The organism is Streptomyces sp. NBC_01537, assembly GCF_045040445.1.
Classification (GTDB): Bacteria; Actinomycetota; Actinomycetes; order Streptomycetales; family Streptomycetaceae; genus Actinacidiphila.
Genome location: NZ_CP109392.1, coordinates 1,210,348 through 1,232,231, shown reverse-complemented (window position 1 = coordinate 1,232,231; position 21,884 = coordinate 1,210,348). Strand labels below are relative to the sequence as shown.

Here is a 21,884-nt window from a genome sequence, read left to right as displayed (position 1 = left end):
AGAATGAGAGTCACCATGAATCAGGATCGATCGCTGCCCGCCCCCGGCCTCGCCGAGGTCCGCGTCACCACCGCGTCCCCGGACGTGGCGCAACTGATCGCGCAGGCGTTGCGCAGCTGGTTCTCCAGCACGGAGCAGCGCAGTTACCCGGCCGGCGAGAGCGGCAGCGGCACCCGGCTCGTCCTCACCGTGGACACCACCGCCGTCCCCGAGGCACCGACCTCCTTCCAGCCCTGGCTGGTCTCCGCCGGCGGGAGCGGCTCTTGACCGGCGCCCTGCCCACGAGACTGGAGCTGCTGCCCGTCGGCACCGGCCCGCACCGCCTGGACGGCGCCTGGTGGCCCCGTTCCCACTCCCTCGTCAACGAGCTGCCCGGCCTGCTGGCCGCGCTGGAGGAACGCTGGCCCCGTATCACCAGAGTCACGGTCAGCCGCTCCATGTGGCGCACCGGCCCCGGCCTGCTGCACCTCGGCGACCACACGGTGCACATCACCCGCTCCGACGTCGCCCACAGCCCCAGCGCCATCTGCCTGCTCTCGTACGGTGTCGGCCGCTGCGACCTGCTGGTCGTCGCGCCGGGCGCGTCCGCAGAGGAGGGCGAGCGCCTCATGTCGGCGGGGCCGGCCCCGGCTCTGACGGCTCAGGTCGCGAGCCGGTAGGGCGGATCGCGGCCCGCCGTGGGAAGATCGGCCCGGCCGACGGGGTTGAGGCGGAGGACACCCCGTCGATTGAGGAGTTACAAATCGTGAGCCTGTACGAGATCCCCCTGCGCACCCTCGCCGGCGAGCCCGCGTCCCTCGGCGACTACGAGGGCCAGGCCCTGCTGATCGTGAACGTCGCGTCCAAGTGCGGCCTCACCCCGCAGTACGAGGGCCTGGAGCGGCTCCAGAAGCGCTACGCGGACCGGAACTTCAGCGTGCTCGGCTTCCCCAGCAACCAGTTCGCCGGGCAGGAGCCGGGCTCGGCCGAGGAGATCGCGACCTTCTGCTCCGCCACGTACGGCGTGAGCTTCCCGCTCTTCGAGAAGACCGACGTGAACGGCGACGACCGCCACCCGCTCTACGCGGCGCTGACCGAGACCCCGGACGCGGACGGCGAGGCGGGCCCGGTCACCTGGAACTTCGAGAAGTTCCTGATCTCCCCGCAGGGCGAGGTCGTCGGCCGCTTCCGCCCCCGCACCGAGCCGGAGTCCGACGAGGTCGTCTCCGCCGTCGAAGCGAACCTCCCGCGTTGACCCTCGCTCCGCGCACGCGCGTCGCCGTGGCGTGCGCCGCCGTGCTGGCCTGCGTGGCCGGCACGGCGGGCGCGTCGTCGCAGCCCGATTCGCCGCTGCCGTCCAGGATGGCCAGTACCGGAGGCGGTTTGCAGCTGATCACGGTCGAGGCCGCCACGACCGGCTCCACCACGGGCACCCTCACCTGGTGGGAGCGCCGTTACGGCCGCTGGATCCGGGTCGGATTCGCCCCGGCCCGCCTCGGCGCCCACGGCCTCGTCGAGGGGACGACCCGTCACCAGGGCACTTCCACCACCCCTACCGGGCTGTACAACCTCCCCTTCGCCTTCGGTATCAGCCCCGCCCCGGCCGGCGCGGCCTACGCGTACAAGCGCGTCACGCGCAAGTCCTGGTGGTGCGAGGACAACGCCTCCGCCTCCTACAACCGCTGGGTCAACGGCCTCCCACGCGACTGCGCCCCCGCCGAGTCCGAGCACCTCGCCGACTACCCCACGCAGTACGCGCGGGCGATGGTCATCGGCTTCAACTACACCGCCCCTGTGCGCAAGCGCGGCGCCGGGATCTTCCTCCACGTCAACGGACGCGGCTCCACCGCCGGTTGCGTCTCCGTCCCGGCCGACGCCATGCGCCGGATCCTGGCCTGGGCCGACCCGGCCCTGCATCCGCACATCGCAATCGGCACGAAGAGCGGGCCGACGGCCATCACGCGATACTGAGCCCGAGCGCTGAGCCCGAGCGCTGAGCCCGAGCGCTGAGCCCGAGCGGCGCGGCCCAGTACCCTGGTGGCAGCCGCCGGCCGAAGGCGTCCCGCCGGTCACCGCCCCACGTCGCAACGCCCCACATCGCACCGCCCCGAGGATGCCCCCTTGCCTCTGCGTTCCCTGCCCGCCTGGCTCGCCCACCCCCTGCGCTGGCAGCGCGCGCCCGTGCCGTGGGGCGCGGTGGTACGCGGAGCGCTCGCGGCGGGGCCGTTGCTGGCGGCCGGGATCGCGCTGGGCAATCCCGCGGCGGGCGTACTGGCGGGACTCGGGGCGATGCTGGCGGGGATCAACGACCGGCCGGGCACCCGGAGAACCGGCATCGTGCACGTCGGGCTGCCCGCGCTCGCGGGGGCGGCGGGGCTGCTGGCCGGGTCGGCGTACGCGGCGGTGGCGGGCGGCTGGTGGGCGCTGCCGGCGCTGTTCGTGGCGGGGCTGGTATCGGGCGCGGTGAGCGTGGGCGGACCGGTGAGCTCGGCGGCGGGCGTGCAGGGGCTGGTCACCACCATCATCGGCATGGGCATGCCGCTGCCGGGCGAACCGTGGTTCAAGGCCCTGTGCTTCCTCGGCGGCGCCGCCTGGCTGCTCGTGCTGCGGCTCGTGCTGCGCCCGCCGCGCCCGGTCGGCGGCTCGCTGGACGGTGAACGCGAGGCGCTCGCCGTGGTCTTCGAGGCCCTCTCCGACGCCCTGGCGGCGGTCGGCGGACCCGGCGGCGTACCGGCGCGCCGACGGCTCACGGCGGCCATGGACCGGGCCGACGAGGCGCTGCGCCTGCACCGCCTCCTGCGCCACAAGGTCACCGACGAGGAACTGCTGCTCACCGAGCGGTACGCCGCCGCCACCGCGCTGTGCGAGGCGGGCGTCGCGCTGCTGTGGGAGGACCGGCCGCTGCCGCCCCGCGTGGCCGAGGGCCCGCGCCGCCTCGCCGAGGCCATGCGCACCGGCACCCCGCCCGGCGCGCTGTCCGCGCCCGAGTCGAGCACGGCCGCCCGGGCGGCCTTCGACCGCGCGCTGCTGGACGCGGCCGTGGCCTTCGCGCGCAGCGAGCCCGAGGTGTCCAGCCCGGCCGAGGTGATGTCGGTGGCGCCGCCGACCGTGCGGCGGAGGATGCTCAGCGTCGGCGGGCGGCGCTACGCGGCCCGGGTCGCGGTCTGCGTCACTGCGAGCGCGGCCGTGGCGCTGGCCCTGCGCGCCGACCACTGGTACTGGCTCCCGGCGACGGCGGCGTTCCTGGTCAAGCCCGACCTCGGGCCGCTGTTCTCCCGCGTGGTGAACCGCTTCGCCGGAACGGCGCTGGGCGTCCTGGTCTTCGCCGTCCCCGCCGCGCTGTTCGGCGGCGACTGGTGGCTCCCGGTGCTGGCGGGCCTCGCGGGGGCACTGGTGCCGATGTCGGTGGCCAGCCGGAACTACGCCCTGCAGACCGCCGTCGTCACCGCCCTGGTGCTGTCCTTCGTCTGGGCCGGCGGCGACACCCAGGCGGCCGGCAGCCGGGTCACCGACACCGCCATCGCCTGCGCCATCGTGCTCCTCGTAGGACACCTGCCGCTGCTGACCAATCCCGCCGCCCGGGTCGGCCACCGCCTGGCCGCCGCGCTGCGCCATACCGAGGACTACCTCTCCCACGTCCTGAACTCGCCCCCCGGTGAGCGCGCCGAGGAGCGGATGGCGCTGCGCAGGGCCGCCTACCGGGCGCTCGGCGAGGCGCGCGCGGCCGCCGAGACCGTGGCGGCCGAGCTGCCCGCGCAGCGCGCCCGGATCGCGGACTGGGCCCCGCTGGTGTCGGCGGCGGAGCGGATCGTGGACGCGGCGACCGCAGGCGCGGTACGGATGGAGCACGGCGCGCCCCGCCCCTCCGAGCGTGAGGCGCGCGAGGTGACAGAGGCGATCGCCGCCATCGCGGACGCGCTGGACGGACGCGCCACCGACCCCCCGCCGGAGCTGACGGCCACCCCGGAGTGCGAGACGCTCGCCGACGTCGTCGCCGAGCTGCACCGTATCCGGAAAGTAACCAGGTACTGACTGCGCCGTTTGTCAAGAGGGCGCCGCTGTGACGGGGCAAAGCATCGCGATCACAGTGCCGGTGGAGTTATCGTCGGCCCCAAGCCGTGAAAGTTTTTCGTTTGCGGGAGGACTGAGATACGTGGCCGTGTTCCTGCTCGGAGTGGGCGCCGCCTGCTGCCTGGGGTTCGGCTTCGTACTGCAGCAGCGCGCCGCTCAGCGGGCCCCGCTGTCGGACTTCCTGTCCTTCCGGCTGCTGCTGGACCTCATCCGCATGCCGGAATGGCTGCTCGGCATATTTCTGATGATCTCCGGCATGGTGCTCAGCGCGCTGGCGCTCACCAAGGGTGAGGTATCTCTCGTCGAGCCGCTCACCACCACCAGCCTGCTCTTCGCGATGCTCCTCTCGCGCCACCTCACCGGCCAGCCGCTGGGCCGCCAGGGCTGGTCCGGCGTGCTGCTCCTGGCGGCCGGCGTGACCGCCTTCATCGTCGCCGGCCAGCCCTCGGGCGGCGGCGCGCAGGCCGGGGCGCTGCGGCACTGGCTGGTCGTCGGGATCGTCGTCGGCCTGGCGGTCCTGCTGGTCGGGGCCGCGAAACGGCTGACGCCGTCCCCCGAGGCCACCGTCCTGGCGCTGGCGGCGGGCCTGCTCTACGGGCTCCAGGACGCCCTCACCCGTACCACCGGCCGGTTCGTGTCGGACGAGGGCATCGCAGCGCTCACCCTGCACTGGCAGCCCTACGCCATCGCCGCGATCGGCCTCACCGGCCTGGTCCTGGTCCAGAGCGCCTTCGAGACGGCACCGCTGCGCATGTCGCTGCCCGCCCTGACCGCCGCCCAGCCGCTGGCCGGCATAGCCTGCGCGGTCGGCTTCCTCGGCGACCAGTTGCGGGTCACCCCGGGCGCACTGGCCTGGGAGGCGGCCGGGCTCGCGGCGATCACCATCGGTATCGTGCTGCTCGGCCGCCATCCGGCGCTGCCCTGCTCTCAGGACACGTCGAGGCGGGCCACCGTCAAGGAGCCCGAGGTCGGCGACGCGCCGGCCAAAGCCGTCCGGTAGTCCGGCGTGGCGGGGGCGTACGCCCACGTCAGGTCGCCGTCCTTGAGCACGGCTATCTCACCGGCGATCCGGGACTTGACGACCTTGTCGGGGGTCAGGAACTTCCCCGTGTAGTCGATCAGCCGCAGATGCGTACCGGTGAAGGTCCCGGTGCAGGTGCCGGCCGCGCACTTGGCGTTCGACAGGCTCTCCCACGACACCAGCAGCTTGGTCTTCCCGTACGGTGCGATGTGCACGTTGACGTGCTCGGTCCCGGCGGCGCTGGTGAGGTAGACCGGCTTGCCCGACACCGTCGTCTTGTTCTTCAGGAACGCGACCGCGACCTGGTGGGTCTTCCACTTCGGTGTGACGGTCCAGCCCCGGCCACTGCTGTCCTCCGGGTTCTTCTTCGCGGAGACCGCCCCGCGCGACGCGAAGGCCGTCGCGTAGCGCCCGGCGGCGGACTTCACGATCTCGCCGGTGCGGCCGGCGTACGTACCGCCGCAGTAGCCCGCCCAGCACTGCTCGCGCTGGACGACCGGCGCCACGTCGGGCGCGCCGATGCCGGTGGAGACGAACAGACCCGAGCGCCAGTCGTCGTGGCACAGCGAGGTGAAGGCCCCGGTCTTCTCCGGGTACAGGGCGATGCCCTCGTTGTGGCTGCAGCCCCAGTCCCAGCCGCCGCTGAGCTTCGCACCGCTCGCGCTGATGTACGCCAGCTTGTCGCCGTAGTGGCCGTCGGCGAAGCCGCCCGCGCCGTGGACGACGAAGTACGCGCCGAACTTGGTGCCGTTCCACTTCAGCTGGCCGTCCAGGCCCGGCGAGGTGTCGTGCGAGGCGGTGCCGGTGAGCTTCTTGGTGAAGGCGCGGGCGCCGTTCTTGTAGCGGATCAGCGCGGCGGCGGTGTCGCCCCACTTGTTGCTGTCGGCGACGCGGGTGAGCAGCGCGAAGCCGTCGTTGAGGGAGACCAGGCCGCCGACCTCCTTGGTGCCCGCGACGACGGTGTCGGTGCCCTTGCGCTTGCCCGCGGCGGTGAGGGTGGTGACGTGGATGCCGTCGGCGGCGGGCCAGGCGACCCGGGTCGTGCCGTTGGGGGCGACGGCGGTGTCGACGCGGGTCCATTCCTTGACGTTGTTGTAGCCCGCCGACAGGTAGGACAGCTTCTTCGGCAGCGCGACCGAGGTCAGGGACAGCCGGGCGGCCAGCGACGCCGAGGCGGCGGCCTTCGCGCTCGCCTTGGCGCTGGGGGAGGCCGAAGTGGCGGCGGCGGAGGCCGAGGTGGTGGCCTTGGCAGTGTCGTCGCGCTCCGTCGCGCTCGGGCTGCCGGAAGCCGTCGTCGCCGCGGCTGCCGCCGCGTCCGTGGTCTTCGTGCCGTCGCTGCCGTTGTCCGCGGTCAGCGCCGAAGCCGTTCCGTACACCGCCAGGGCGAGCGCGGTGGTCCCGGCGGCCGCGAGGATCAGGCGCGGCTTGGCGCGACCCGCGCGGCGGTGTCCGGTGGTGGTTCTCGTACGTCTCATGCCACCGGGTCGCCGCCGCGCCGCAAAAGGTTGCCCGAGATTTTCGGTTATCTGTCATACCTCCTGTCCGTCTCCCAGTCGTGCCCACCCAAAAGGGGCGGGCCGGGCCTGAGGAGAAGGTGACGGAATGGGCAGGGACGCACGGCGACCCTCCGCCGCGACGGTCGAAGCGGCACGCGCGGGCCGGCGGGATGCGATGGACACGCTGCTCGCCGAAAGCCTGCCACTGGTCCACAACGTGGTCGGCCGGGCCCTGCACGGTCGCGCCGACGCCGACGAGACGGTCGAGGAGGCCATGCTGCACATCGAGCACGGCCTCGACACCCTGCACGACCCGGCCGCCTTCCATGGCTGGCTGGCCGCCATCGCGATGCGGCAGGTACGCGACCGCTGGCGGGCCCGCCAGGACCTTCCGCTTTTCGCCCTGGCCGACGAGGCCGGCTCCGACTTCGTCGACCTGACCATCCTGTGCCTGGGCCTGTCCGGCCAGCGGGCCGAACTCGCCCGGGCCACCCGCTGGCTGGAGCCCGAGGACCGCGACGTGCTCTCCCTGTGGTGGCTGGAGACCACCGGCGAGCTCACCCGCACCGAACTCGCCGCCGCCTGCGGCCTCACCTCGCAGCACGCCACCGTACGCGTCCAGCGCATGAAGGCCCGCCTCGACGCCGCCCGCAGCGTCGTGCGGGCGCTGTCCGCCGTGCCGGGCTGCCCGCTCCTGATGGACCTGGTCCGCCACTGGGACCGGCAGCCCGCCCCCCACTGGCGCAAGCGCGTGGCCCGGCACACCCGCGAGTGCCCGCTCTGCGAGCGGCAGTGGCACGACATGCGGTCCGTCGAGGGACTGCTGGTCGGCCTCGGCCTGGTGCCGCCGCCCGCCGAGTTCACAGAGCGTTTCAGCCTGCGCCGACGCCCCCAGCTGTCGCCACAGCCCTGACCACCGTCGCGATCGGCGGCCAGCCCCACTGGCCGTCGCGCGCGACCAGGAAGTGCCGCCGGGTCCCCACCAGGGGGTCCAGCGGCCGGAACACCACGTCGTCGCGGTGCCGCTCCACCCCCGACTCGGCCAGCAGTGCCACCCCGAGCCCGGCCCCGGCCAGCAGATTCACCAGATGCAGACTGTCGACCCGGTGCACGATCCGCGGGGTGAAACCGGCCAGCGCGCACACCCGCCGCACCAGCTCGTCGTCGTCGCTGCCCCGGGAGTTGGTGATCCACCCGGCCTCCGCGAGCCGCCCCAGCTCCGGCAGCGCCACGATGCGGCCGGGCCCGGGATCGTGCGGATGGCCGGCCGGAAGCGTCAGCAGCATCGACAGCTCGGCGAGCTGCCGCACGCTCAGCCCGGCGGGCACCGCCCTCGGCACCAGGCTGTAGTCGTAGATCAGGGCGAGGTCGATGTCCCCGGCGAGCATCAGCTCCAGGGTCTGCTCGGGCTCGTGCTCGTACAGGTGCACCTCCAGAGCCGGGTGCTCCTGCCGCAGCCGTACGAGGGCCGGCACGACCAGCGGCTCGACGGTGCTCGCGATGCTGGCCAGCCGCACCCGCCCGGCGGGCCCGTGGGCGCCCGCGCCGCCGAGCTCGCTGCGGGCCTCCTCCACCCGGGCCAGGATGCCGACGGCGTGCTCCACCAGCCGCTCCCCGGCCGGGGTCAGCCGCACCCGGCGGCCGACCGGGGCGAGCAGCCGGGCCCCGACCTCCTGTTCCAGGACGGCGAGGTGCTTGGAGACCGCCGAGGTCCCGTAGCCGGTGCGCTCGGCGACGGCGGACATCGTGCCGAGCCTGCTGAGCTCGACGAGCAGACGGAGCCGGCCAAGGTCGGGGAGGGGATCAATCATCCACCAATAGTAAACATTGCATCCACCAATGACCCGTGGACAGAAACAGAGGCCGGGCGATCCAATGGCCAGGTGACCCTCCCGACCCCTCGCATTCCCGGCGCGGTGCTCGTCCTCGCCGCCATGGCCGTGCTCCACACCGGCAGCGCCCTGTCCACCGAGCTCTTCGACGACATCGGTGTCGGTGGCACCACCTGGCTCCGCGTCACCTTCGCCGCGCTCCTGCTGCTCGCCTGCACCGGCCGCTCCCTCTGGCGGGCCCTGCGCGAGGCCCCGCGCCGGGACCTCGTCGCGGCGGTCCTGCTCGGCGCGGTCAGCGGCGCCATGATGCTCCTGTACGCGGAGGCCGCCGACCGCATCCCGCTGGGCACCGCCACCGCGCTGGAATTCCTCGGCCCCCTCGCTGTGGCCGTCGCCGCGCTCAGCCGCCGCCGGGAACTGGTGTGGCTGCTCCTCGCCGTCGGCGGCGTCCTGTGCCTCACCTCACCCTGGCAGGGTGGGGCCGACCTCGCCGGCGTGCTCTTCGGCCTCGCCTCGGGCGCCTGCTGGGCCCTCTACGTCATCGGCACCCAGCATGTCGGCAGCCGCTTCAGGGCCCAGCACGGGCTCGCGCTGTCCCTCACCGTCGCCGCCGTCGTCACCGCGCCCTTCGGCGCGCCCGGGGTCCTGTCCGGCGCTCCGGACTGGCGTGCCGTCGCGGCTGTGGCCGGTATCGCCGTCCTGATGCCCCTGGTCCCCTTCCTCCTGGAGATGCTCGCCCTCCAGCGGATCGGCAGGACCGCCTACGGCACACTCGCGGGCCTCGAACCCGCGGTCAGCCTGCTCGCCGCGATGGTCCTTCTCGCCCAGACCCCGACCGCCCTGCAGGCCGCGGGCACCGTGCTCGTCGTCATCGCCGGCATCGGCGCCGCCCGCGGTCAGAACCGGACGGCCACCGACACCGGGCTCGAGGTCACCCCACGTCCGTCGAGTACGCCGTCGTGTCCAACTGCGCCTTCCCCGTGAAGACTTCGGTGCCCGCCTCGACACTGCTCAGGTAGTCCGTCGTCGCGACCAGCTTGCGCCGGACCAGCGCCTGCAGGAAGTCGTCCAGGTTGAGATTGGCGGACGTCGTGTTGCCCACCCGTACGAACGAGTACACATTCCAGCCGATATCGCCGACGTACAGGTCCCAGTAGGCCCCGGCCAGCTTCACCCGCTCCTTCTTCGTCCCCAGCGGCCCGGCCCCGCCGTCCTTGTTCAGCCAGACCATCACCTCGTGCTTCGGCGTGCTCTGCCAGTCCGTGTTCGCGGTGTCGTGCAGCCACAGGTCGTACGCCACGTTGTAGACGCTGTCCGTGGACTCCTTCACCTTGAAGGACCACTTGCTCTTCACCGGCGTCTTCGCCGACAGCTTCACCGGCAGCCCGGTGTCCTGCGACTTCCAGCCCCAGTGCCAGCCCAGCACGCTGCTCGCGTACGACTTCACGGAACTGCTCGCGCCCGACCACTGGTAGTTCGTGCCCCAGCCGATCGTGTCGCCCGACTGGTACGAGTCCCACACGCAGGACCAGCCCTTGCCGCTGTCCGCGCCCCACGTGTTGTTGTTGATCCAGTACTTGCCCATCGTGACCGACTCGTACGCGGCGCATCCCCCTGCCGCCTGGGCCTTGTTGGACGACGAGTCGATCGCGTACACCGTCCCCCCGCCCAGCGCCGCCAGGGCGACGGCGGCCGCCGTAAAACGCTTTCGGGTGAACCGGTGACGTCCGGTCGCTGCCATTGCTGAGGCCTCTCGCGTCGATGACTTACGCCCCCATGTCGTCACCGCGTCCCAAAAGGTTGCTTCCCGCGTCAGCCAACCAGCCGCCACGCCGCCTCGACGCCCAGGAACCGCCCGAGGTCGGCGACCTCGGCGTCGATCCCGGCCTCGATCCGGGCCAGGGTGGCATCGGGGAACGACGGCCCGGGCAGTGGCTCGACCCGCACCTCCAGACGCCTGCCCGCGCCCGTGCCGCCGGCCCATTCGTGCCGCCAGGTACCCGCCACCTCGCCGTCGGCCAGGACGCAGGGCATCAGCAGCCCGCCGCCGGTCGCGATCCGCGAGGCGATCTGCGGGGCGAGCAGTAGATCGCGGTCGCGGTAGCCGAGGAGGTAGGGGTCGAAGTGCCCGGTGAGCCGTACGGATCCGGCCAGTCGGGCCGGCGGCCGCTGCCAGGAGGCCACGAGCAACGGCCCGCCGGGGCCGCCGACTTCGGCGAGGCGGCCGTCCGCCCGGGCGGAGCGGATGCCCCGGCGGGCCTGCCCGAGCGGAAGCCCGGACCAGCGGGCGAAGTCGGCCTCGCCGACCGGCCCGTACGACGCCGCATGCCGCACGGCCAGCTCGGCCAGAGCCTCGTCACCGGCCGGGCCGGGCCCGGCGGCGGGGACCCCGGCGAGCCATTCCTCCCGCAGGACGTACGTCGCCTTGTCGCCGGCGGCCTCCGGGCCCCGGCAGACGATGCCCAGCGCGGCCGCGTAGAGCAGCAGATGCGCGGGTGCCTGGCTGCGCGGATCGAGGCCGACCCCGAACTCGCCCAGCCGGAGCACCAGTTCGTCCCGGAGTATCGGCGGGCGTCCCGCCAGCGACTTCTCCAGGGCGGGAAGGGCACGGGCCAGCAGCTCGTCGTCGAGCCCGAGCTGCCGCCGGCGCCCGCGCTGGGAGTCGGCGACCCGGGGCCCGAGCAGGGCGTTCATCCAGCGGACGTCCTCGGCCACCACGGCGTGCAGGGTGCCGCGCATCAGCCAGGTCCGTACGACGGCCCGCCGATCGGCCCCGCACGCGGCGTCCAGGTCGGCGGCGGTGAGCCCGGTGCTGCGGGCCCGCAGCTGCAGGCGGCACGCCTTGGCGTCCTGGGCCTGCAGTCCCGCCGCCCGCCGGACCGCCCCGACGGCCTCGTGGGCGGCGGCCCCGGGACCGGCCAGGCCCTGGGCGTGCATGCGCCATGCGCGGATGCCGGCCGCGCTGAGAGTCTCCACGACCGTCATCCTGCCGCACCCGCAAGCGTTGGCTCAGCCCTTGCCGAAGTGCTCCAGCGGGAAGCCGCCGCCCGCGAGGACGGTCTGCGTGAAGCCGCCCGCGAGGGCGGTCAGCCGCTCGACACCCGCCGCGCCGAGGTGTTCGTACGGGGCGCGGTCGAGGCGGTCCGTGATGTCCTCGATCTCACGGCGCAGGGCGGTCCCGTCGGGGGTGAGCTCCCCGGAGCCGTCGAGCAGGCCGCGCTCGCGCAGGCGGTCCTGGGCGGCGGACCACTGCTCGGCGCTCCAGCCGCGGCTGAGCCGGAAGAAGCGCGGGGTGAAGCCCTTGCCGGTGGCGCAGTGGCTGACAATGGCCTCCAGGCCGTCCAGCCCGGCGGCGGCCAGTGCCGCGAGGTGGCCGTCGCCGCGGTGCTCGCGCAGCAGGGTCGCGGCGTGGAAGAGGACGAGGTGCGGCCGCTCGGGCACGGCGAGGTCGGCGTTGGCGGCGTAGAGGGGCCGGGCCTCGCGGCCGCAGGCCTCGGTGGCGCGCAGGGCGAGCGCGGCGGCCTCGGCGAGCTCGGGGGAGGCGATGACGTCCGGGCCGAGCAGCCGGGTCAGGGTGGCGTCGGCCGCGCGCAGCCGGGCGTCGAGCACGGCTGCGGGGCTCGCGATCGCCCAGGCGGCGGGGACCATCCGGGACACCAGCGCGTGGCTGAAGTTGTAGAAGGTCGCGGTGACCACGCCCGCGCCGACCGCGCCCAGTGGCGCGGCCCGTCCGGCGAAGTAGGCCATGGAACCGCGGTCGAGGCCGAGAGCGGCCAGCTCGTCGTCGTACTCCGGTGCGAAGTAGAGGGCGGAGTGCAGCGCGTTGACGGCGCTTTGGCAGCGGCGGCCGGCGCGCGGCTCCAGGGCGGAAGCGGTCATGCGGGCCAGGTTACCGACCGGTAAGCATGTTGTCACCGCATCGTCCACCCGAACCGTGGATCCCGCCCCTCCAGGAATGCCGCCACGCCCTCCGCCGTGTCGCCGCTGAGCTTCGCCTGCCGGGCCCAGTGCTCGGTCCGCGCCTCGGTCGTGGCGGCGTCCAGTGCGGCGAACTCCTTGGCGGCGGCCTGGGTGAGCAGCGACCGCGCGGCCAGCACCGCCGTGAACTCCTCCACGCGCTTGCGCAGCGCGTCGCCGTCCGGCAGCACCTCGTCCACCAGCCCCACCCGCAAGGCCCGCTCGTCGCCGATCAGCTCGGCGGAGAACAGCAGGTGCTTCGCCGCCGCGGGGCCCACCAGAGCGACCAGCCGCCGGGTGGAGGAGGCCGCGTAGACGATGCCGAGCCTGGCCGGGGTGACCCCGAACCTAGCCCCCTCGGCCGCGAAGCGCAGGTCGCAGGCCGCGGCGAGCTGGCAGCCGCCGCCCACGCAGAAGCCGCGGATGGCGGCGAGCGTGGGCTTGGGGAAGGCCGCGAGTGCCTCCTCGGCCTCCACGGCGGCGCTCTGGATGAGCGCGGAACCCGTCGCCGGGTCCGTCATGCCGGCGATATCGGCGCCGGCGCAGAAGGTGTCGCCGTCGCCGGTGAGGACCAGGGCCCGAACGCCGGGGTCGGCGGCGAGGCCGTCGAGCAGGCCGGGAAGGGCGCGCCACATGTCCAGGGACATGATGTTGCGCTTGGCCGGATTGCTGATCGTGATCGTGGCGGTCGTACCGGCCACATCCAGCAGCATGGGCATGACCGGATCCTATCGGGCGGTCATACCGCGACGATCACACGGTGACGATCACCCTGAAAGGGGTATATCTCGCATAACCGATGCGAGGAGGCCGGCATGGCCGCGCTCAAGGGACGCAGCAAGCACCCGAAGCCCCCCGAGGCCGGGATCAGCCGCAGTTTCGGCTGGGTGGCCGCACTCGGCGCGATCCTGGTCATCGGCGGCCTGGTCGGCCTGGTGTACACGGCGTTCGCGACCCTGACCACCATGATCCTCTTCGGCTGGCTGCTGCTCATCGGCGGTATCGTCGGCCTGGCGCAGGCGGTCCAGAACCGCACCACCAACTTCTTCTGGCTGGCGCTGGTCGTCGCGGCGCTCAACATCGCCGCCGGCATCGTCGTCATCAAGCTGCCGGAGGTCGCGGCCGCCACGCTGACCATGTTCGCCGCGCTGCTCTTCCTCACCGGCGGGATCTTCCGGCTCTTCGGCGCGCTGGTGGTGCGTGGCCCGCAGATGGTCTGGACGCTGCTGCAGGGCGTACTGGGCATCCTGCTGGCGATCCTGGTGCTGGGGGACTGGCCGCACAGCAGCCTCTACGTCATCGGTACCTTCGTCTCCCTCGCGCTGCTCTTCGACGGGCTCGGGCTGCTGGCCGCCGGGATCGGCGGTCGGCGGGCCGTGGGGCTGGTCACCGAGGCCCGTACGGGAGCGGAAATGTCCGATCCGGGGGATCACGGGCGATCGCTGAAGTGACAGGGTCATTCGATTTCACTCGGATGTGATCAAAGCCAGTCGAAATTTGCGGATTTCCGGTGAGGTCACCGGACTCCCGCCCTCCGCTGCGGACACTCAACCTGTGAGGCGGATCCCGCTCACCGTTGCACCGCCCGATCAGCGGTGCAACGGTGAGCGGGGACTGCGGGGACATCGCGCGAAATGCGAGGGTGAATGCCGCCATGGAGGTCCGCGGGAGCGTCCCGCCCGAACCGGTGCCGGCAACGGCCCCGGCCATCCCGACCCAGACCCCGCGCCCGTACGAGGGCGCTTGGCGCTTCACCGCACCGGCGGTGGACTCCTCGGTGCCGCAGGCCCGGCACGCCGTACGGGATCTGATCGCGGACCGGCAGATCCCGGCCGACGACGAGCTGCTGCACGGCCTGCTGCTCATCGTGTCCGAGCTGGTCACCAACGCCGTACGGCACGCGGCCCTGCTCTCCCCGGAGATCACCGTCGAGCTGGCCACCGGCGCCGACTGGGTGCGGGTGGCCGTCGAGGACAACCACCCCTACCGTCCCAAGGCCCTGCAGGCCGACAGCACCGACACCGGCGGCCGCGGGCTGCTGCTGGTCAAGGCGATCACCGCCGAGGCCGGCGGGATGTGCGACGTCGAGCACACCGAGTCCGGCGGCAAGGTGGTCTGGGCCGCGCTCCCGTTGCCGGCGAGCGCAGCCCCGTAAGCCCATGGGGTCTGTCCGGACTACCAGCCCGCGTCCGCCGTCAGTTCGCGGATCGCGGGCATGGCCGCCTCCAGCACCGTCGGGAACCAGGCCGAGAACGGCCCGGTCTCCTGCAGCTCCTCAAGATCGACCGGCGTGACGAAGGCGGTCTCCCCGATCTCGCCCGGATCGGGGCGCAGCTGCTCCCGCACCAGACCCACGAACAGGTGGTTGTACTCCTGCTCCACCAGCCCCGACGCCGGGTCCGGGTGGTTGTAACGGACCGTGCCCCCCTCGCGCAGCAGCGCGGGCGGCGCGCCCAGCTCCTCCGCCGTACGGCGGGCGGCCGCGACGAACGGCGGCTCGCCGGGGTAGGGGTGGCCGCAGCAGGTGTTGGACCACACGCCGGGGGAGTGGTACTTGCCCAGTGCCCGGCGCTGCAGCAGAAGTCTGCCCTCGTCGTCGAAGAGGAAGACCGAGAACGCGCGATGCAGCTGCCCCGGTGCCTGATGCGCCGACAGCTTCTCGGCCGTCCCGATCGTCCGGCCGGCCTCGTCGACCAGTTCGAGGAGAATCGGGGCGGCGGAACCATTGGCGGAGGGGCCCGAGGGGATGCCGGGCCGATCGGTGGCGGGACTGGTTGGCATGGCCATCCTTTGCATCGACGACAAGCCCTCAGTCTGCCTCACGCGCAGGTGGGTGCGGTGGTTGCACCGCGCGCCTGACCTGAACGAGGGGTCAGTGGCACAGCCGTGCCTCATGCTCCGCGTGACCTGCCGGTTCCAGCTGGAATGTGCAGTGCTCCACGTCGAAATGGTCCCCCAGGCACCCCTGCAGATCGTGCAGCATCTTCTCGTGCCCGACCGAGTCCAGCGCCTCCTGCCGCACCACGACATGCGCCGACAGCACCGGCATCCCGGAGGTGATCGTCCACACATGCAGGTCGTGCAGATCCTCCACCCCCGGCAGCGCCAGGATGTGCTCGCGAACCTCCGCCATGTCCACGTCCTTCGGCGCCGCCTCCAGCAGTACGTCCACGGCCTCCCGCAGCAGCTTCCACGTACGCGGCACGATCATCAGCCCGATCAGGATCGACGCCACCGGGTCGGCCTGCTGCCACCCCGTCGTCATGATCACCACCGCCGCCACGACCACCGCGAGTGAGCCGAGGGCGTCCGCCATGACCTCCAGGAAGGCGCCGCGGACGTTGAGGCTCTCGCGCTGGCCGCGCATCAGCAGCGCCAGGGACACGGAGTTCGCGGCCATGCCGATCAGGCCGAAGACGACGGTGAGTCCGCCCTGCACCTCGGCCGGGGAGATCAGCCGGCTCACCGCTTCGTAGAAGATGTACGCCCCGACGCCGAACAGCAGCACCGCGTTGAGCACCGCCGAGAGGATCTCGGCCCGTGCGAAGCCGAAGGTGCGGCGCTCGCTGGGCGGGCGGTTCGCGAAGTGGATCGCCACGAGCGACATCGCGATCCCGGCCGCGTCCGTCGCCATGTGGCCCGCGTCCGCGAGCAGTGCGAGCGAGCCGGTGACGGCGCTGCCGACGACCTCTGTCGCCAGCACCAGCAGGGTGATCCCCAGGGCGATGCGCAATGGCCCCCGGTGCGCGGCGGCGGCCGTGCCGCCGGGTGCGTGCGAGTGCCCGTGCGAGTGCCCGCTCCCGTGCGAGTGCCCTGCCCCCATGCCGTCGGCCCCTTCCGGTCCGGGTCCGGGCGGACGCTCGGACCCGACCAAGTGAAGCTCCGTTGCCCGAGGTAAGCAACTCAGCACTGAAGACCGTTGTCATGTGCGGTGACCTGCGGCGATGGGCCGGGGCCCCTAGCTGCGCCGGGCCTCCGGGTGGTGCAGGAGCCAGCCCTGCCACGCGGAGTCGACCATGTCGCGGGGGTCGCGGGTCGCGGACCAGCCGAGTTCCTTGCGGATGAGGTCGCAGGAGGCGACGACCCGGGCGGGGTCGCCGGGGCGGCGGGGGGTGACGACGGGGGCCACTCCGGTGTGACCGGTGACGTCGAGGATGAGGTCGATGAACTCGCGGACGGAGACGCCCTCGCCGCGGCCGATGTTCACGGTCAGGTCGCCCGAGACGGACGGGTCCGAGAGGCGCCGCGCGACGGCGAGGTGGGCGTCGGCCAGATCCTCGACGTGGATGTAGTCGCGGATGCACGTGCCGTCGGGCGTCGGGTAGTCGTCACCGAAGATCTGCGGGGCCTCGCCCCGCGTGAGGCGGTCGAAGACGAGCGGGACGATGTTGAACACCCCGGTGTCGGCCAGCTCCGGGGCGGCCGCGCCCGCGACGTTGAGGTAGCGCAGGCAGGCGGTGGAGATGCCGTGGGCCCGGCCGGCGGCCCGCACGAGCCACTCGCCGGCGAGCTTGGTCTCGCCGTAGGGGCTCATCGGCAGGCAGGGGGTGTCCTCGGTGACGAGGGGGACGTCCGGGAGACCGTAGACGGCGGCGGAGGAGGAGAAGAGGAAGCGGCGGATACCGGCGGCCGCGACGGCCTCCAGGAGCGTGCCGAGGCCGCCGAGGTTCTCGCGGTAGTAGTGGAGCGGCCGCTCGACGGATTCGCCGACCTGCTTGCGCGCCGCGAGGTGGACGACCCCGGTCACGCCGTGATCGGCGATGACCCGGTCCAGGGCCGCGCGGTCGAGTGTGGATCCGGTCACCATGGGCACGTGAGAGGGGATGCGCTCCGGGACGCCGGCCGAGCCGTCGTCGTAGACCACCACGCGATCACCGGCCCGGGTCATCGCCTGCACCACGTGAGCTCCGATGTATCCGGCCCCGCCTGTGATCAGCCACGTCATGCGGCCAACCCTATCGGCGGCGGGAGACGGTGTTGGGCCGGGGGCGTTTGGCCGGGGCGGCGCGATCCACCATGATGATCACCGGCGCCCGCGCGACCATGAAGAGAACGGGCGGTGAACGGAAGATCTCCGGAATCCGATAGCCTCTCCGCTCATGCCGCCCGACCGTGTACGTGGCGCGAAGTCATCGTGAATCCAGGGAGTGAGTCCGTCTGTCGACCGCCATCCTCACCGGTCAGCCGGTCGCGGCGTCGCCGATCGAGCGCGATCTGCGCGCCCTCGGCTTCGACGTCCTCGCGGCGGACGGCCCCGGCGCCGTCGCGGCGCAGCTCGCCGCCCTCCCCGCCGGGGAGCGCGTCGCGGTCGTCGACCCGCGCTTCGTGGGCCATGTCCACTCCCTGCGCCTGGCCCTGACGGACCCGCGCTTCGACGCCGCCGCCGTCCCCGGCGCCGTGGCGGTCCAGGCCGCCGCGCGGCCCGCGCTGGCCCGGGCGGTGGCCGACCTGCCGGACGCCAGGGCGGACGAACTCACGGCGCGTCTGGACGCCGACGGCGTCGCTGTCCACCGCCCCGAGCTGGGCGTCCTGGTGGCCGCCGTGCCGACCGGCGAGGCGGAGCGCGAGAAGGCCGCCGCTGCGGTGGCGGAGGTCGACGACGAGGCGGTGCGGCTGCGCAGCGCCGTGAAGTCCCGGGACGGCTTCTTCACCACGCACTTCGTCAGCCCCTACTCCCGCTACCTCGCCCGCTGGTGCGCCCGCCGCGGCATGACCCCCAACCAGGTCACGACCGCCTCCCTGCTGGTCGCCCTGATCGCCGCCGCCTGCGCCGCCACCGGCACCCGCCCCGGCTACATCGCAGCTGGCGTGCTGCTCATCGCGTCCTTCGTCCTGGACTGCACCGACGGCCAGCTGGCCCGCTACTCCCTCCAGTACTCCACGCTCGGCGCATGGCTGGACGCGACCTTCGACCGGGCCAAGGAGTACGCGTACTACGCGGGCCTGGCGCTCGGCGCGGCCCGCAGCGGCGACGACGTCTGGGCCCTCGCGCTCGGCGCCATGGTGCTGCAGACCTGCCGCCATGTCGTCGACTTCGCCTTCAACGAGGCCAACCACGACGCGACGGCCAACACTTCTCCCACCGCCGCCCTCTCCGACAAGCTGGACAGCGTCGGCTGGACCGTGTGGGTCCGCCGGATGATCGTGCTGCCGATCGGCGAACGCTGGGCCCTCATAGCGGTGCTCACCGCCGCCACCACCCCCCGCATCACCTTCGTCGTGCTGATCGCCGGCTGCGCCTTCGCGGCCTGCTACACCACCGCAGGGCGCGTACTGCGCTCCCTGACCCGCAAGGCGAACCGCACCGACCGCGCTGCCCAGGCCCTCGCCGAGCTGGCCGACTCCGGGCCGCTCGCGGAGGGCGTCGCCGCCGCCACCAAGAGCCTCGCCCGCCGCCTGCCGGGCTTCACGGCCCCCGCCGTCGCGATACTCGGCGCGGCCGCAGTCGTGGCCACCTCGGCCTTCGCCCCCGTCGGCAGCTGGTGGCCGGCCCTCGCGGCCGTGGTCTACGCGGCAACCTCCGGCCTGGCCGTCGCCCGGCCCCTGAAGGGCCCACTGGACTGGCTGGTCCCGCCGGTCTTCCGCGCCGGGGAGTACACGACCATCCTGGTACTGGCGGCCGTCTCCGGGGTGAACGGTGCATTGCCCGCCGCTTTCGGCCTGGTGGCCGCCGTCGCCTACCATCACTACGACACGGTGTACCGCATCCGTGGCGGGACCGGGGCGCCCCCGAGGGCCCTGGTGCGCGCGATCGGCGGACACGAGGGCCGGACGCTGCTGGTCACCGTCGCGTGCGCGGCGTCGGCCGGCGAACACGGCCTCACGGTCGCGCTGACGGCACTCGCCGTGGTGCTGGCCCTCGTGGTGCTCATCGAGAGCATCCGCTTCTGGGTGTCCTCACAGGCACCCGCGGTACATGACGAAACTGGAGAACCCGCATGATCGGCCTCGTGCTCGCGGCCGGCGCCGGACGGCGTCTGCGTCCCTACACCGACACCCTGCCCAAGGCCCTGGTGCCGGTCGACGGCGAGAGAACCGTCCTTGACCTCACGCTCGCCAACTTCGCCGAGGTCGGCCTGACCGACGCCGCCATCGTCGTGGGCTACCGCAAGGAGGCGGTGTACGAGCGCCAGGCAGCCCTGGAGGCCAAGTACGGCGTCAAGCTCCACCTCGTCGAGAACGACAAGGCCGAGGAGTGGAACAACGCCTACTCCCTCTGGTGCGCCCGTGACGTCATCAAGGAAGGCGTCATCCTCGCCAACGGCGACACCGTGCACCCGGTCTCCGTAGAGAAGACCCTGCTCGCCGCCCAGGGCAACGGGCAGCGGATCATCCTCGCCCTCGACACGGTCAAGCGCCTCGCCGACGAGGAGATGAAGGTCGTCGCCGACCCCGCCACCGGCGTCCGGCGGATCACCAAGCTCATGGAGCCCTCCGAGGCCACCGGCGAGTACATCGGCGTCACCCTGATCGAGCCCGCCGCGGCCGCCGATCTGGCCGACGCGCTGAAGGCCACGTACGAGCGCGACCCGCAGCTGTACTACGAGGACGGCTACCAGGAGCTCGTCAACCGTGGCTTCCAGGTCGACGTCGCGCCCATCGGCGAGCTGACCTGGGTCGAGATCGACAACCACGACGACCTCAGCCGGGCCAGGGAGATCGCGTGCCAGTACTGACCAGGCTCATCCCCTCCCCGGTCGTCGTCGACATCCGCAGCGGCGCGCTGGACGACCTGACGGAGATCCTCGCCGACCAGCGCATCTCCAGCTCCGGCCGGCTGGCGGTCGCCATCAGTGCCGGCTCCGGCCGCGCCCTGCGCGACCGGCTGGCCGGCGCCCTGCCCGGCGCCGACTGGTACGAGGTCGCCGGCGGCACCATCGACGGCGCCGTCAAGCTGGCCGACCAGATGCGCGGCAAGCGCTACGACGCCGTGGTAGGCCTCGGCGGCGGCAAGATCATCGACGTCGCCAAGTACGCCGCCGCCCGGGTCGGCCTGCCGATCGTGGCAGTGGCGACCAACCTCGCGCACGACGGCCTCTGCTCGCCCGTGTCCACCCTGGACAACGACAACGGACGCGGCTCCTACGGCGTACCCGGCCCGATAGGAGTGGTCATCGACCTGGACGTGATCCGGGAGGCCCCGGTCCGCTATGTGCGCTCCGGCATCGGCGACATCATCTCCAACATCTCCGCCGTCGCGGACTGGGAGCTGTCCAACCGTGTGAACGGCGAGCAGATCGACGGACTCGCCGCCGCCATGGCCCGCTCGGCCGGCGAGTCGGTGCTGCGCCACCCCGGCGGCGTGGGCGACGACGCCTTCCTGACCGTCCTGGCCGAGGCACTGGTGCTGTCCGGCATCGCGATCTCGATCAGCGGGGACACCCGCCCGTCCTCCGGCGCCTGCCACGAGATCAGCCACGCCTTCGACCTCCTGCACCCCAAGCGCGCCGCCGCCCACGGCGAGCAGGTCGGGATCGGTGCCGCCTTCGCGATGTTCCTGCGCGGCGCCACGGAGGACGCCGGCCTCTTCGCCGACGTACTGCGCCGCCACGGGCTGCCCGTCACACCCGGCGAAATCGGCTTCTCCGACGAAGAGTTCGTCAAGGCCGTCCAATACGCACCACAAACCCGTCCAGGCCGCTACACGATCCTGGAACACCTTGAGCTCACCACCGACCAGATCAGGGACGCATACGCCGACTATGTCAAGACCATCAGTAGCTGAGCTGCGCCCGATCGTTCACCCGGGCGGCATCAAGGACCGGCGGAACGGCGAGCACTGGGCCGGGCGCATGTACATGCGTGAGATCTCGCTGCGCTGCACCCGCTTCCTCATCAACTCGCCGCTCAGCGCCAACCAGTACACCGGTCTGATGATCGTCGCCGGTGTGGCGGCCGGCGCGGCGCTGCTGATCCCCGGACTCGCCGGGGCGGTGCTCGGCGCGCTGCTGATCCAGCTGTACCTGCTGCTGGACTGCGTGGACGGCGAGCTGGCCCGCTACCGCAAGCAGACCTCGATCACCGGCGTCTACCTGGACCGGGTGGGCCACTACCTGTCCGAGGCGGCACTGCTGGTCGGCCTCGGCGTGCGCGCGGCGGACATCTTCCACCGGGACGGCGGCACCACCCAGTGGGGCTGGGCCTTCCTCGGTACGCTCGCCGCGCTCGGCGCGATCCTGATCAAGGCCGAGACCGACCTGGTGGACGTGGCCCGCTCCCGCAGCGGCCTGCCCGCCGTCGAGGACTCGGCGTCCGCGCCGCGCTCGTCCGGCCTGGCGCTGGCCCGCAGGGCCGCCGCCGCGCTGAAGTTCCACCGCCTGGTGGGCGGCGTCGAGGCCTCGCTGGTGATCCTGGCCGCCGGGATCGCCGACACGATCCACGGCGACCTGCTGTTCACCCGGATCGCCGTCACCGCGCTCGCCGCCATAGCGGTGCTGCAGACCGTGCTGCACCTGGTGAGCATCCTGGCGTCGAGCAGGCTGCGGTGAGCGGGCCGTCGGGGTCCCGGCTGAGGCTCGGGGCGGTGAT

24 protein-coding genes are annotated in these 21,884 nt (G+C 72.7%); 14 read left to right on the top strand and 10 right to left on the bottom strand.

The annotated features are described in order from the left end of the window. Window positions 1-15: 15 nt before the first annotated feature. From OG607_RS05740 to OG607_RS05715, 6 genes are all read left to right on the top strand, one after another. On the top strand, window positions 16-267 hold the full coding sequence (locus OG607_RS05740) for a hypothetical protein (RefSeq protein WP_405719618.1): 252 nt from the start codon (window positions 16-18) through the stop codon (window positions 265-267). Continuing rightward, window positions 264-659: a DUF5994 family protein gene (locus OG607_RS05735; RefSeq protein WP_405719616.1), complete on the top strand. Its 396-nt coding sequence runs from the start codon at window positions 264-266 to the stop codon at window positions 657-659. The genes OG607_RS05740 and OG607_RS05735 overlap by 4 nt, the downstream gene beginning before the upstream one ends. Before the next feature lie 86 nt (window positions 660-745). Beyond that, window positions 746-1,234: a glutathione peroxidase gene (locus OG607_RS05730; RefSeq protein WP_405719614.1), complete on the top strand. Its 489-nt coding sequence runs from the start codon at window positions 746-748 to the stop codon at window positions 1,232-1,234. Further along, window positions 1,231-1,950 carry a L,D-transpeptidase family protein gene (locus tag OG607_RS05725; RefSeq protein ID WP_405719612.1) on the top strand — a complete coding sequence of 240 codons (720 nt, stop codon included), beginning with the start codon at window positions 1,231-1,233 and terminating at the stop codon, window positions 1,948-1,950. Before OG607_RS05730 ends, OG607_RS05725 begins: the two co-directional genes overlap by 4 nt. A 150-nt stretch (window positions 1,951-2,100) precedes the next feature. Continuing rightward, entirely contained in the window at window positions 2,101-4,011 is a 1,911-nt protein-coding gene (locus tag OG607_RS05720) for an FUSC family protein (RefSeq protein WP_405719610.1), read from the top strand. Between the two features lie 121 nt (window positions 4,012-4,132). Further along, window positions 4,133-5,050 (top strand): DMT family transporter, encoded by a 918-nt coding sequence (locus OG607_RS05715; protein WP_405719608.1) that lies wholly within the window; start codon window positions 4,133-4,135, stop codon window positions 5,048-5,050. On the opposite strand, the gene OG607_RS05710 is transcribed toward OG607_RS05715, so the two are convergent. After that, window positions 4,978-6,546: a hypothetical protein gene (locus OG607_RS05710; protein WP_405719606.1), complete on the bottom strand. Its 1,569-nt coding sequence runs from the start codon at window positions 6,544-6,546 to the stop codon at window positions 4,978-4,980. The genes OG607_RS05715 and OG607_RS05710 overlap by 73 nt on opposite strands. 127 nt (window positions 6,547-6,673) lie before the next feature. Here OG607_RS05710 and OG607_RS05705 point away from each other — a divergent pair, with 127 nt between their 5' ends. Beyond that, complete coding sequence (locus OG607_RS05705) at window positions 6,674-7,480, top strand: sigma-70 family RNA polymerase sigma factor (protein ID WP_405719604.1); 807 nt, start codon at window positions 6,674-6,676, stop codon at window positions 7,478-7,480. Here OG607_RS05705 and OG607_RS05700 read toward each other — a convergent pair. Further along, the gene (locus OG607_RS05700; protein ID WP_405719602.1) at window positions 7,440-8,378 is read right to left on the bottom strand and encodes a LysR family transcriptional regulator; all 939 of its coding nucleotides are present in this window, start codon (window positions 8,376-8,378) and stop codon (window positions 7,440-7,442) included. The two genes, OG607_RS05705 and OG607_RS05700, sit on opposite strands and share 41 nt — an antisense overlap. A gap of 72 nt (window positions 8,379-8,450) precedes the next feature. Here OG607_RS05700 and OG607_RS05695 point away from each other — a divergent pair, with 72 nt between their 5' ends. Continuing rightward, window positions 8,451-9,383 (top strand): EamA family transporter, encoded by a 933-nt coding sequence (locus OG607_RS05695; RefSeq protein WP_405719600.1) that lies wholly within the window; start codon window positions 8,451-8,453, stop codon window positions 9,381-9,383. On the opposite strand, the gene OG607_RS05690 is transcribed toward OG607_RS05695, so the two are convergent. The 4 genes from OG607_RS05690 to OG607_RS05675 form a co-directional block, all read right to left on the bottom strand. Continuing rightward, window positions 9,331-10,140 (bottom strand): GH12 family glycosyl hydrolase domain-containing protein, encoded by an 810-nt coding sequence (locus tag OG607_RS05690; RefSeq protein WP_405719598.1) that lies wholly within the window; start codon window positions 10,138-10,140, stop codon window positions 9,331-9,333. The two genes, OG607_RS05695 and OG607_RS05690, sit on opposite strands and share 53 nt — an antisense overlap. Before the next feature lie 71 nt (window positions 10,141-10,211). After that, on the bottom strand, window positions 10,212-11,375 hold the full coding sequence (locus tag OG607_RS05685) for a winged helix DNA-binding domain-containing protein (RefSeq protein WP_405719596.1): 1,164 nt from the start codon (window positions 11,373-11,375) through the stop codon (window positions 10,212-10,214). Between the two features lie 33 nt (window positions 11,376-11,408). Next, window positions 11,409-12,278: an SCO6745 family protein gene (locus tag OG607_RS05680; RefSeq protein WP_405719595.1), complete on the bottom strand. Its 870-nt coding sequence runs from the start codon at window positions 12,276-12,278 to the stop codon at window positions 11,409-11,411. A 32-nt stretch (window positions 12,279-12,310) separates the two neighbouring features. Continuing rightward, window positions 12,311-13,075 (bottom strand): enoyl-CoA hydratase/isomerase family protein, encoded by a 765-nt coding sequence (locus OG607_RS05675; RefSeq protein WP_405719593.1) that lies wholly within the window; start codon window positions 13,073-13,075, stop codon window positions 12,311-12,313. Between the two features lie 96 nt (window positions 13,076-13,171). Here OG607_RS05675 and OG607_RS05670 point away from each other — a divergent pair, with 96 nt between their 5' ends. Then, window positions 13,172-13,807 (top strand): HdeD family acid-resistance protein, encoded by a 636-nt coding sequence (locus tag OG607_RS05670; protein WP_405719591.1) that lies wholly within the window; start codon window positions 13,172-13,174, stop codon window positions 13,805-13,807. 203 nt (window positions 13,808-14,010) lie between these two features. Then, window positions 14,011-14,511 (top strand): ATP-binding protein, encoded by a 501-nt coding sequence (locus tag OG607_RS05665; protein WP_405719589.1) that lies wholly within the window; start codon window positions 14,011-14,013, stop codon window positions 14,509-14,511. Window positions 14,512-14,531: 20 nt separating this feature from the next. Here OG607_RS05665 and idi read toward each other — a convergent pair whose 3' ends face one another. From idi to OG607_RS05645, 4 genes are all read right to left on the bottom strand, one after another. Further along, a complete protein-coding gene (idi, locus tag OG607_RS05660; RefSeq protein ID WP_405719587.1) occupies window positions 14,532-15,137 on the bottom strand; it encodes an isopentenyl-diphosphate Delta-isomerase in 606 nt (201 codons plus the stop codon). A 91-nt stretch (window positions 15,138-15,228) separates the two neighbouring features. Then, window positions 15,229-16,179, bottom strand: coding sequence for a cation diffusion facilitator family transporter (locus OG607_RS05655; RefSeq protein ID WP_405719585.1), 951 nt, complete (start codon window positions 16,177-16,179; stop codon window positions 15,229-15,231). A 135-nt stretch (window positions 16,180-16,314) separates the two neighbouring features. After that, window positions 16,315-17,301 (bottom strand): UDP-glucose 4-epimerase GalE, encoded by a 987-nt coding sequence (gene galE / locus OG607_RS05650; RefSeq protein WP_405719583.1) that lies wholly within the window; start codon window positions 17,299-17,301, stop codon window positions 16,315-16,317. Between the two features lie 152 nt (window positions 17,302-17,453). Beyond that, complete coding sequence (locus tag OG607_RS05645) at window positions 17,454-17,690, bottom strand: hypothetical protein (RefSeq protein WP_405719581.1); 237 nt, start codon at window positions 17,688-17,690, stop codon at window positions 17,454-17,456. Between OG607_RS05645 and OG607_RS05640 the strand changes: the two genes are divergently transcribed. From OG607_RS05640 to OG607_RS05625, 4 genes are read left to right on the top strand one after another with little or no spacing between them, the layout of a single operon-like run. Beyond that, entirely contained in the window at window positions 17,682-19,298 is a 1,617-nt protein-coding gene (locus OG607_RS05640) for a DUF5941 domain-containing protein (protein WP_405719579.1), read from the top strand. The two genes, OG607_RS05645 and OG607_RS05640, sit on opposite strands and share 9 nt — an antisense overlap. After that, the gene (locus OG607_RS05635; RefSeq protein ID WP_405719577.1) at window positions 19,295-20,032 is read left to right on the top strand and encodes a sugar phosphate nucleotidyltransferase; all 738 of its coding nucleotides are present in this window, start codon (window positions 19,295-19,297) and stop codon (window positions 20,030-20,032) included. Before OG607_RS05640 ends, OG607_RS05635 begins: the two co-directional genes overlap by 4 nt. Continuing rightward, window positions 20,020-21,081, top strand: a complete 1,062-nt coding sequence (locus tag OG607_RS05630) for an iron-containing alcohol dehydrogenase family protein (RefSeq protein ID WP_405719575.1) — start codon at window positions 20,020-20,022, stop codon at window positions 21,079-21,081. The genes OG607_RS05635 and OG607_RS05630 overlap by 13 nt, the downstream gene beginning before the upstream one ends. Beyond that, window positions 21,059-21,844 carry a CDP-alcohol phosphatidyltransferase family protein gene (locus OG607_RS05625; RefSeq protein ID WP_405719573.1) on the top strand — a complete coding sequence of 262 codons (786 nt, stop codon included), beginning with the start codon at window positions 21,059-21,061 and terminating at the stop codon, window positions 21,842-21,844. The genes OG607_RS05630 and OG607_RS05625 overlap by 23 nt, the downstream gene beginning before the upstream one ends. Window positions 21,845-21,884 lie beyond the last annotated feature (40 nt).

Coding starts and splice junctions, on each gene's coding strand:
- OG607_RS05705 (WP_405719604.1), top strand. CDS start 6,674: ATGGGCAGGGACGCACGGCGACCCTCCGCCGCGACGGTCGAAGCGGCA.
- OG607_RS05690 (WP_405719598.1), bottom strand. CDS start 10,140: ATGGCAGCGACCGGACGTCACCGGTTCACCCGAAAGCGTTTTACGGCG.
- idi (WP_405719587.1), bottom strand. CDS start 15,137: ATGCCAACCAGTCCCGCCACCGATCGGCCCGGCATCCCCTCGGGCCCC.
- OG607_RS05645 (WP_405719581.1), bottom strand. CDS start 17,690: ATGGCCCACGAAGCGCGGGTCGACGACCGCGACGCGCTCCCCGGCGGG.
- OG607_RS05710 (WP_405719606.1), bottom strand. CDS start 6,546: ATGAGACGTACGAGAACCACCACCGGACACCGCCGCGCGGGTCGCGCC.
- OG607_RS05655 (WP_405719585.1), bottom strand. CDS start 16,179: ATGGGGGCAGGGCACTCGCACGGGAGCGGGCACTCGCACGGGCACTCG.
- OG607_RS05700 (WP_405719602.1), bottom strand. CDS start 8,378: ATGATTGATCCCCTCCCCGACCTTGGCCGGCTCCGTCTGCTCGTCGAG.
- OG607_RS05635 (WP_405719577.1), top strand. CDS start 19,295: ATGATCGGCCTCGTGCTCGCGGCCGGCGCCGGACGGCGTCTGCGTCCC.
- OG607_RS05665 (WP_405719589.1), top strand. CDS start 14,011: ATGGAGGTCCGCGGGAGCGTCCCGCCCGAACCGGTGCCGGCAACGGCC.
- OG607_RS05680 (WP_405719595.1), bottom strand. CDS start 12,278: ATGACCGCTTCCGCCCTGGAGCCGCGCGCCGGCCGCCGCTGCCAAAGC.
- OG607_RS05670 (WP_405719591.1), top strand. CDS start 13,172: ATGGCCGCGCTCAAGGGACGCAGCAAGCACCCGAAGCCCCCCGAGGCC.
- OG607_RS05625 (WP_405719573.1), top strand. CDS start 21,059: ATGTCAAGACCATCAGTAGCTGAGCTGCGCCCGATCGTTCACCCGGGC.
- galE (WP_405719583.1), bottom strand. CDS start 17,301: ATGACGTGGCTGATCACAGGCGGGGCCGGATACATCGGAGCTCACGTG.
- OG607_RS05675 (WP_405719593.1), bottom strand. CDS start 13,075: ATGCCCATGCTGCTGGATGTGGCCGGTACGACCGCCACGATCACGATC.
- OG607_RS05740 (WP_405719618.1), top strand. CDS start 16: ATGAATCAGGATCGATCGCTGCCCGCCCCCGGCCTCGCCGAGGTCCGC.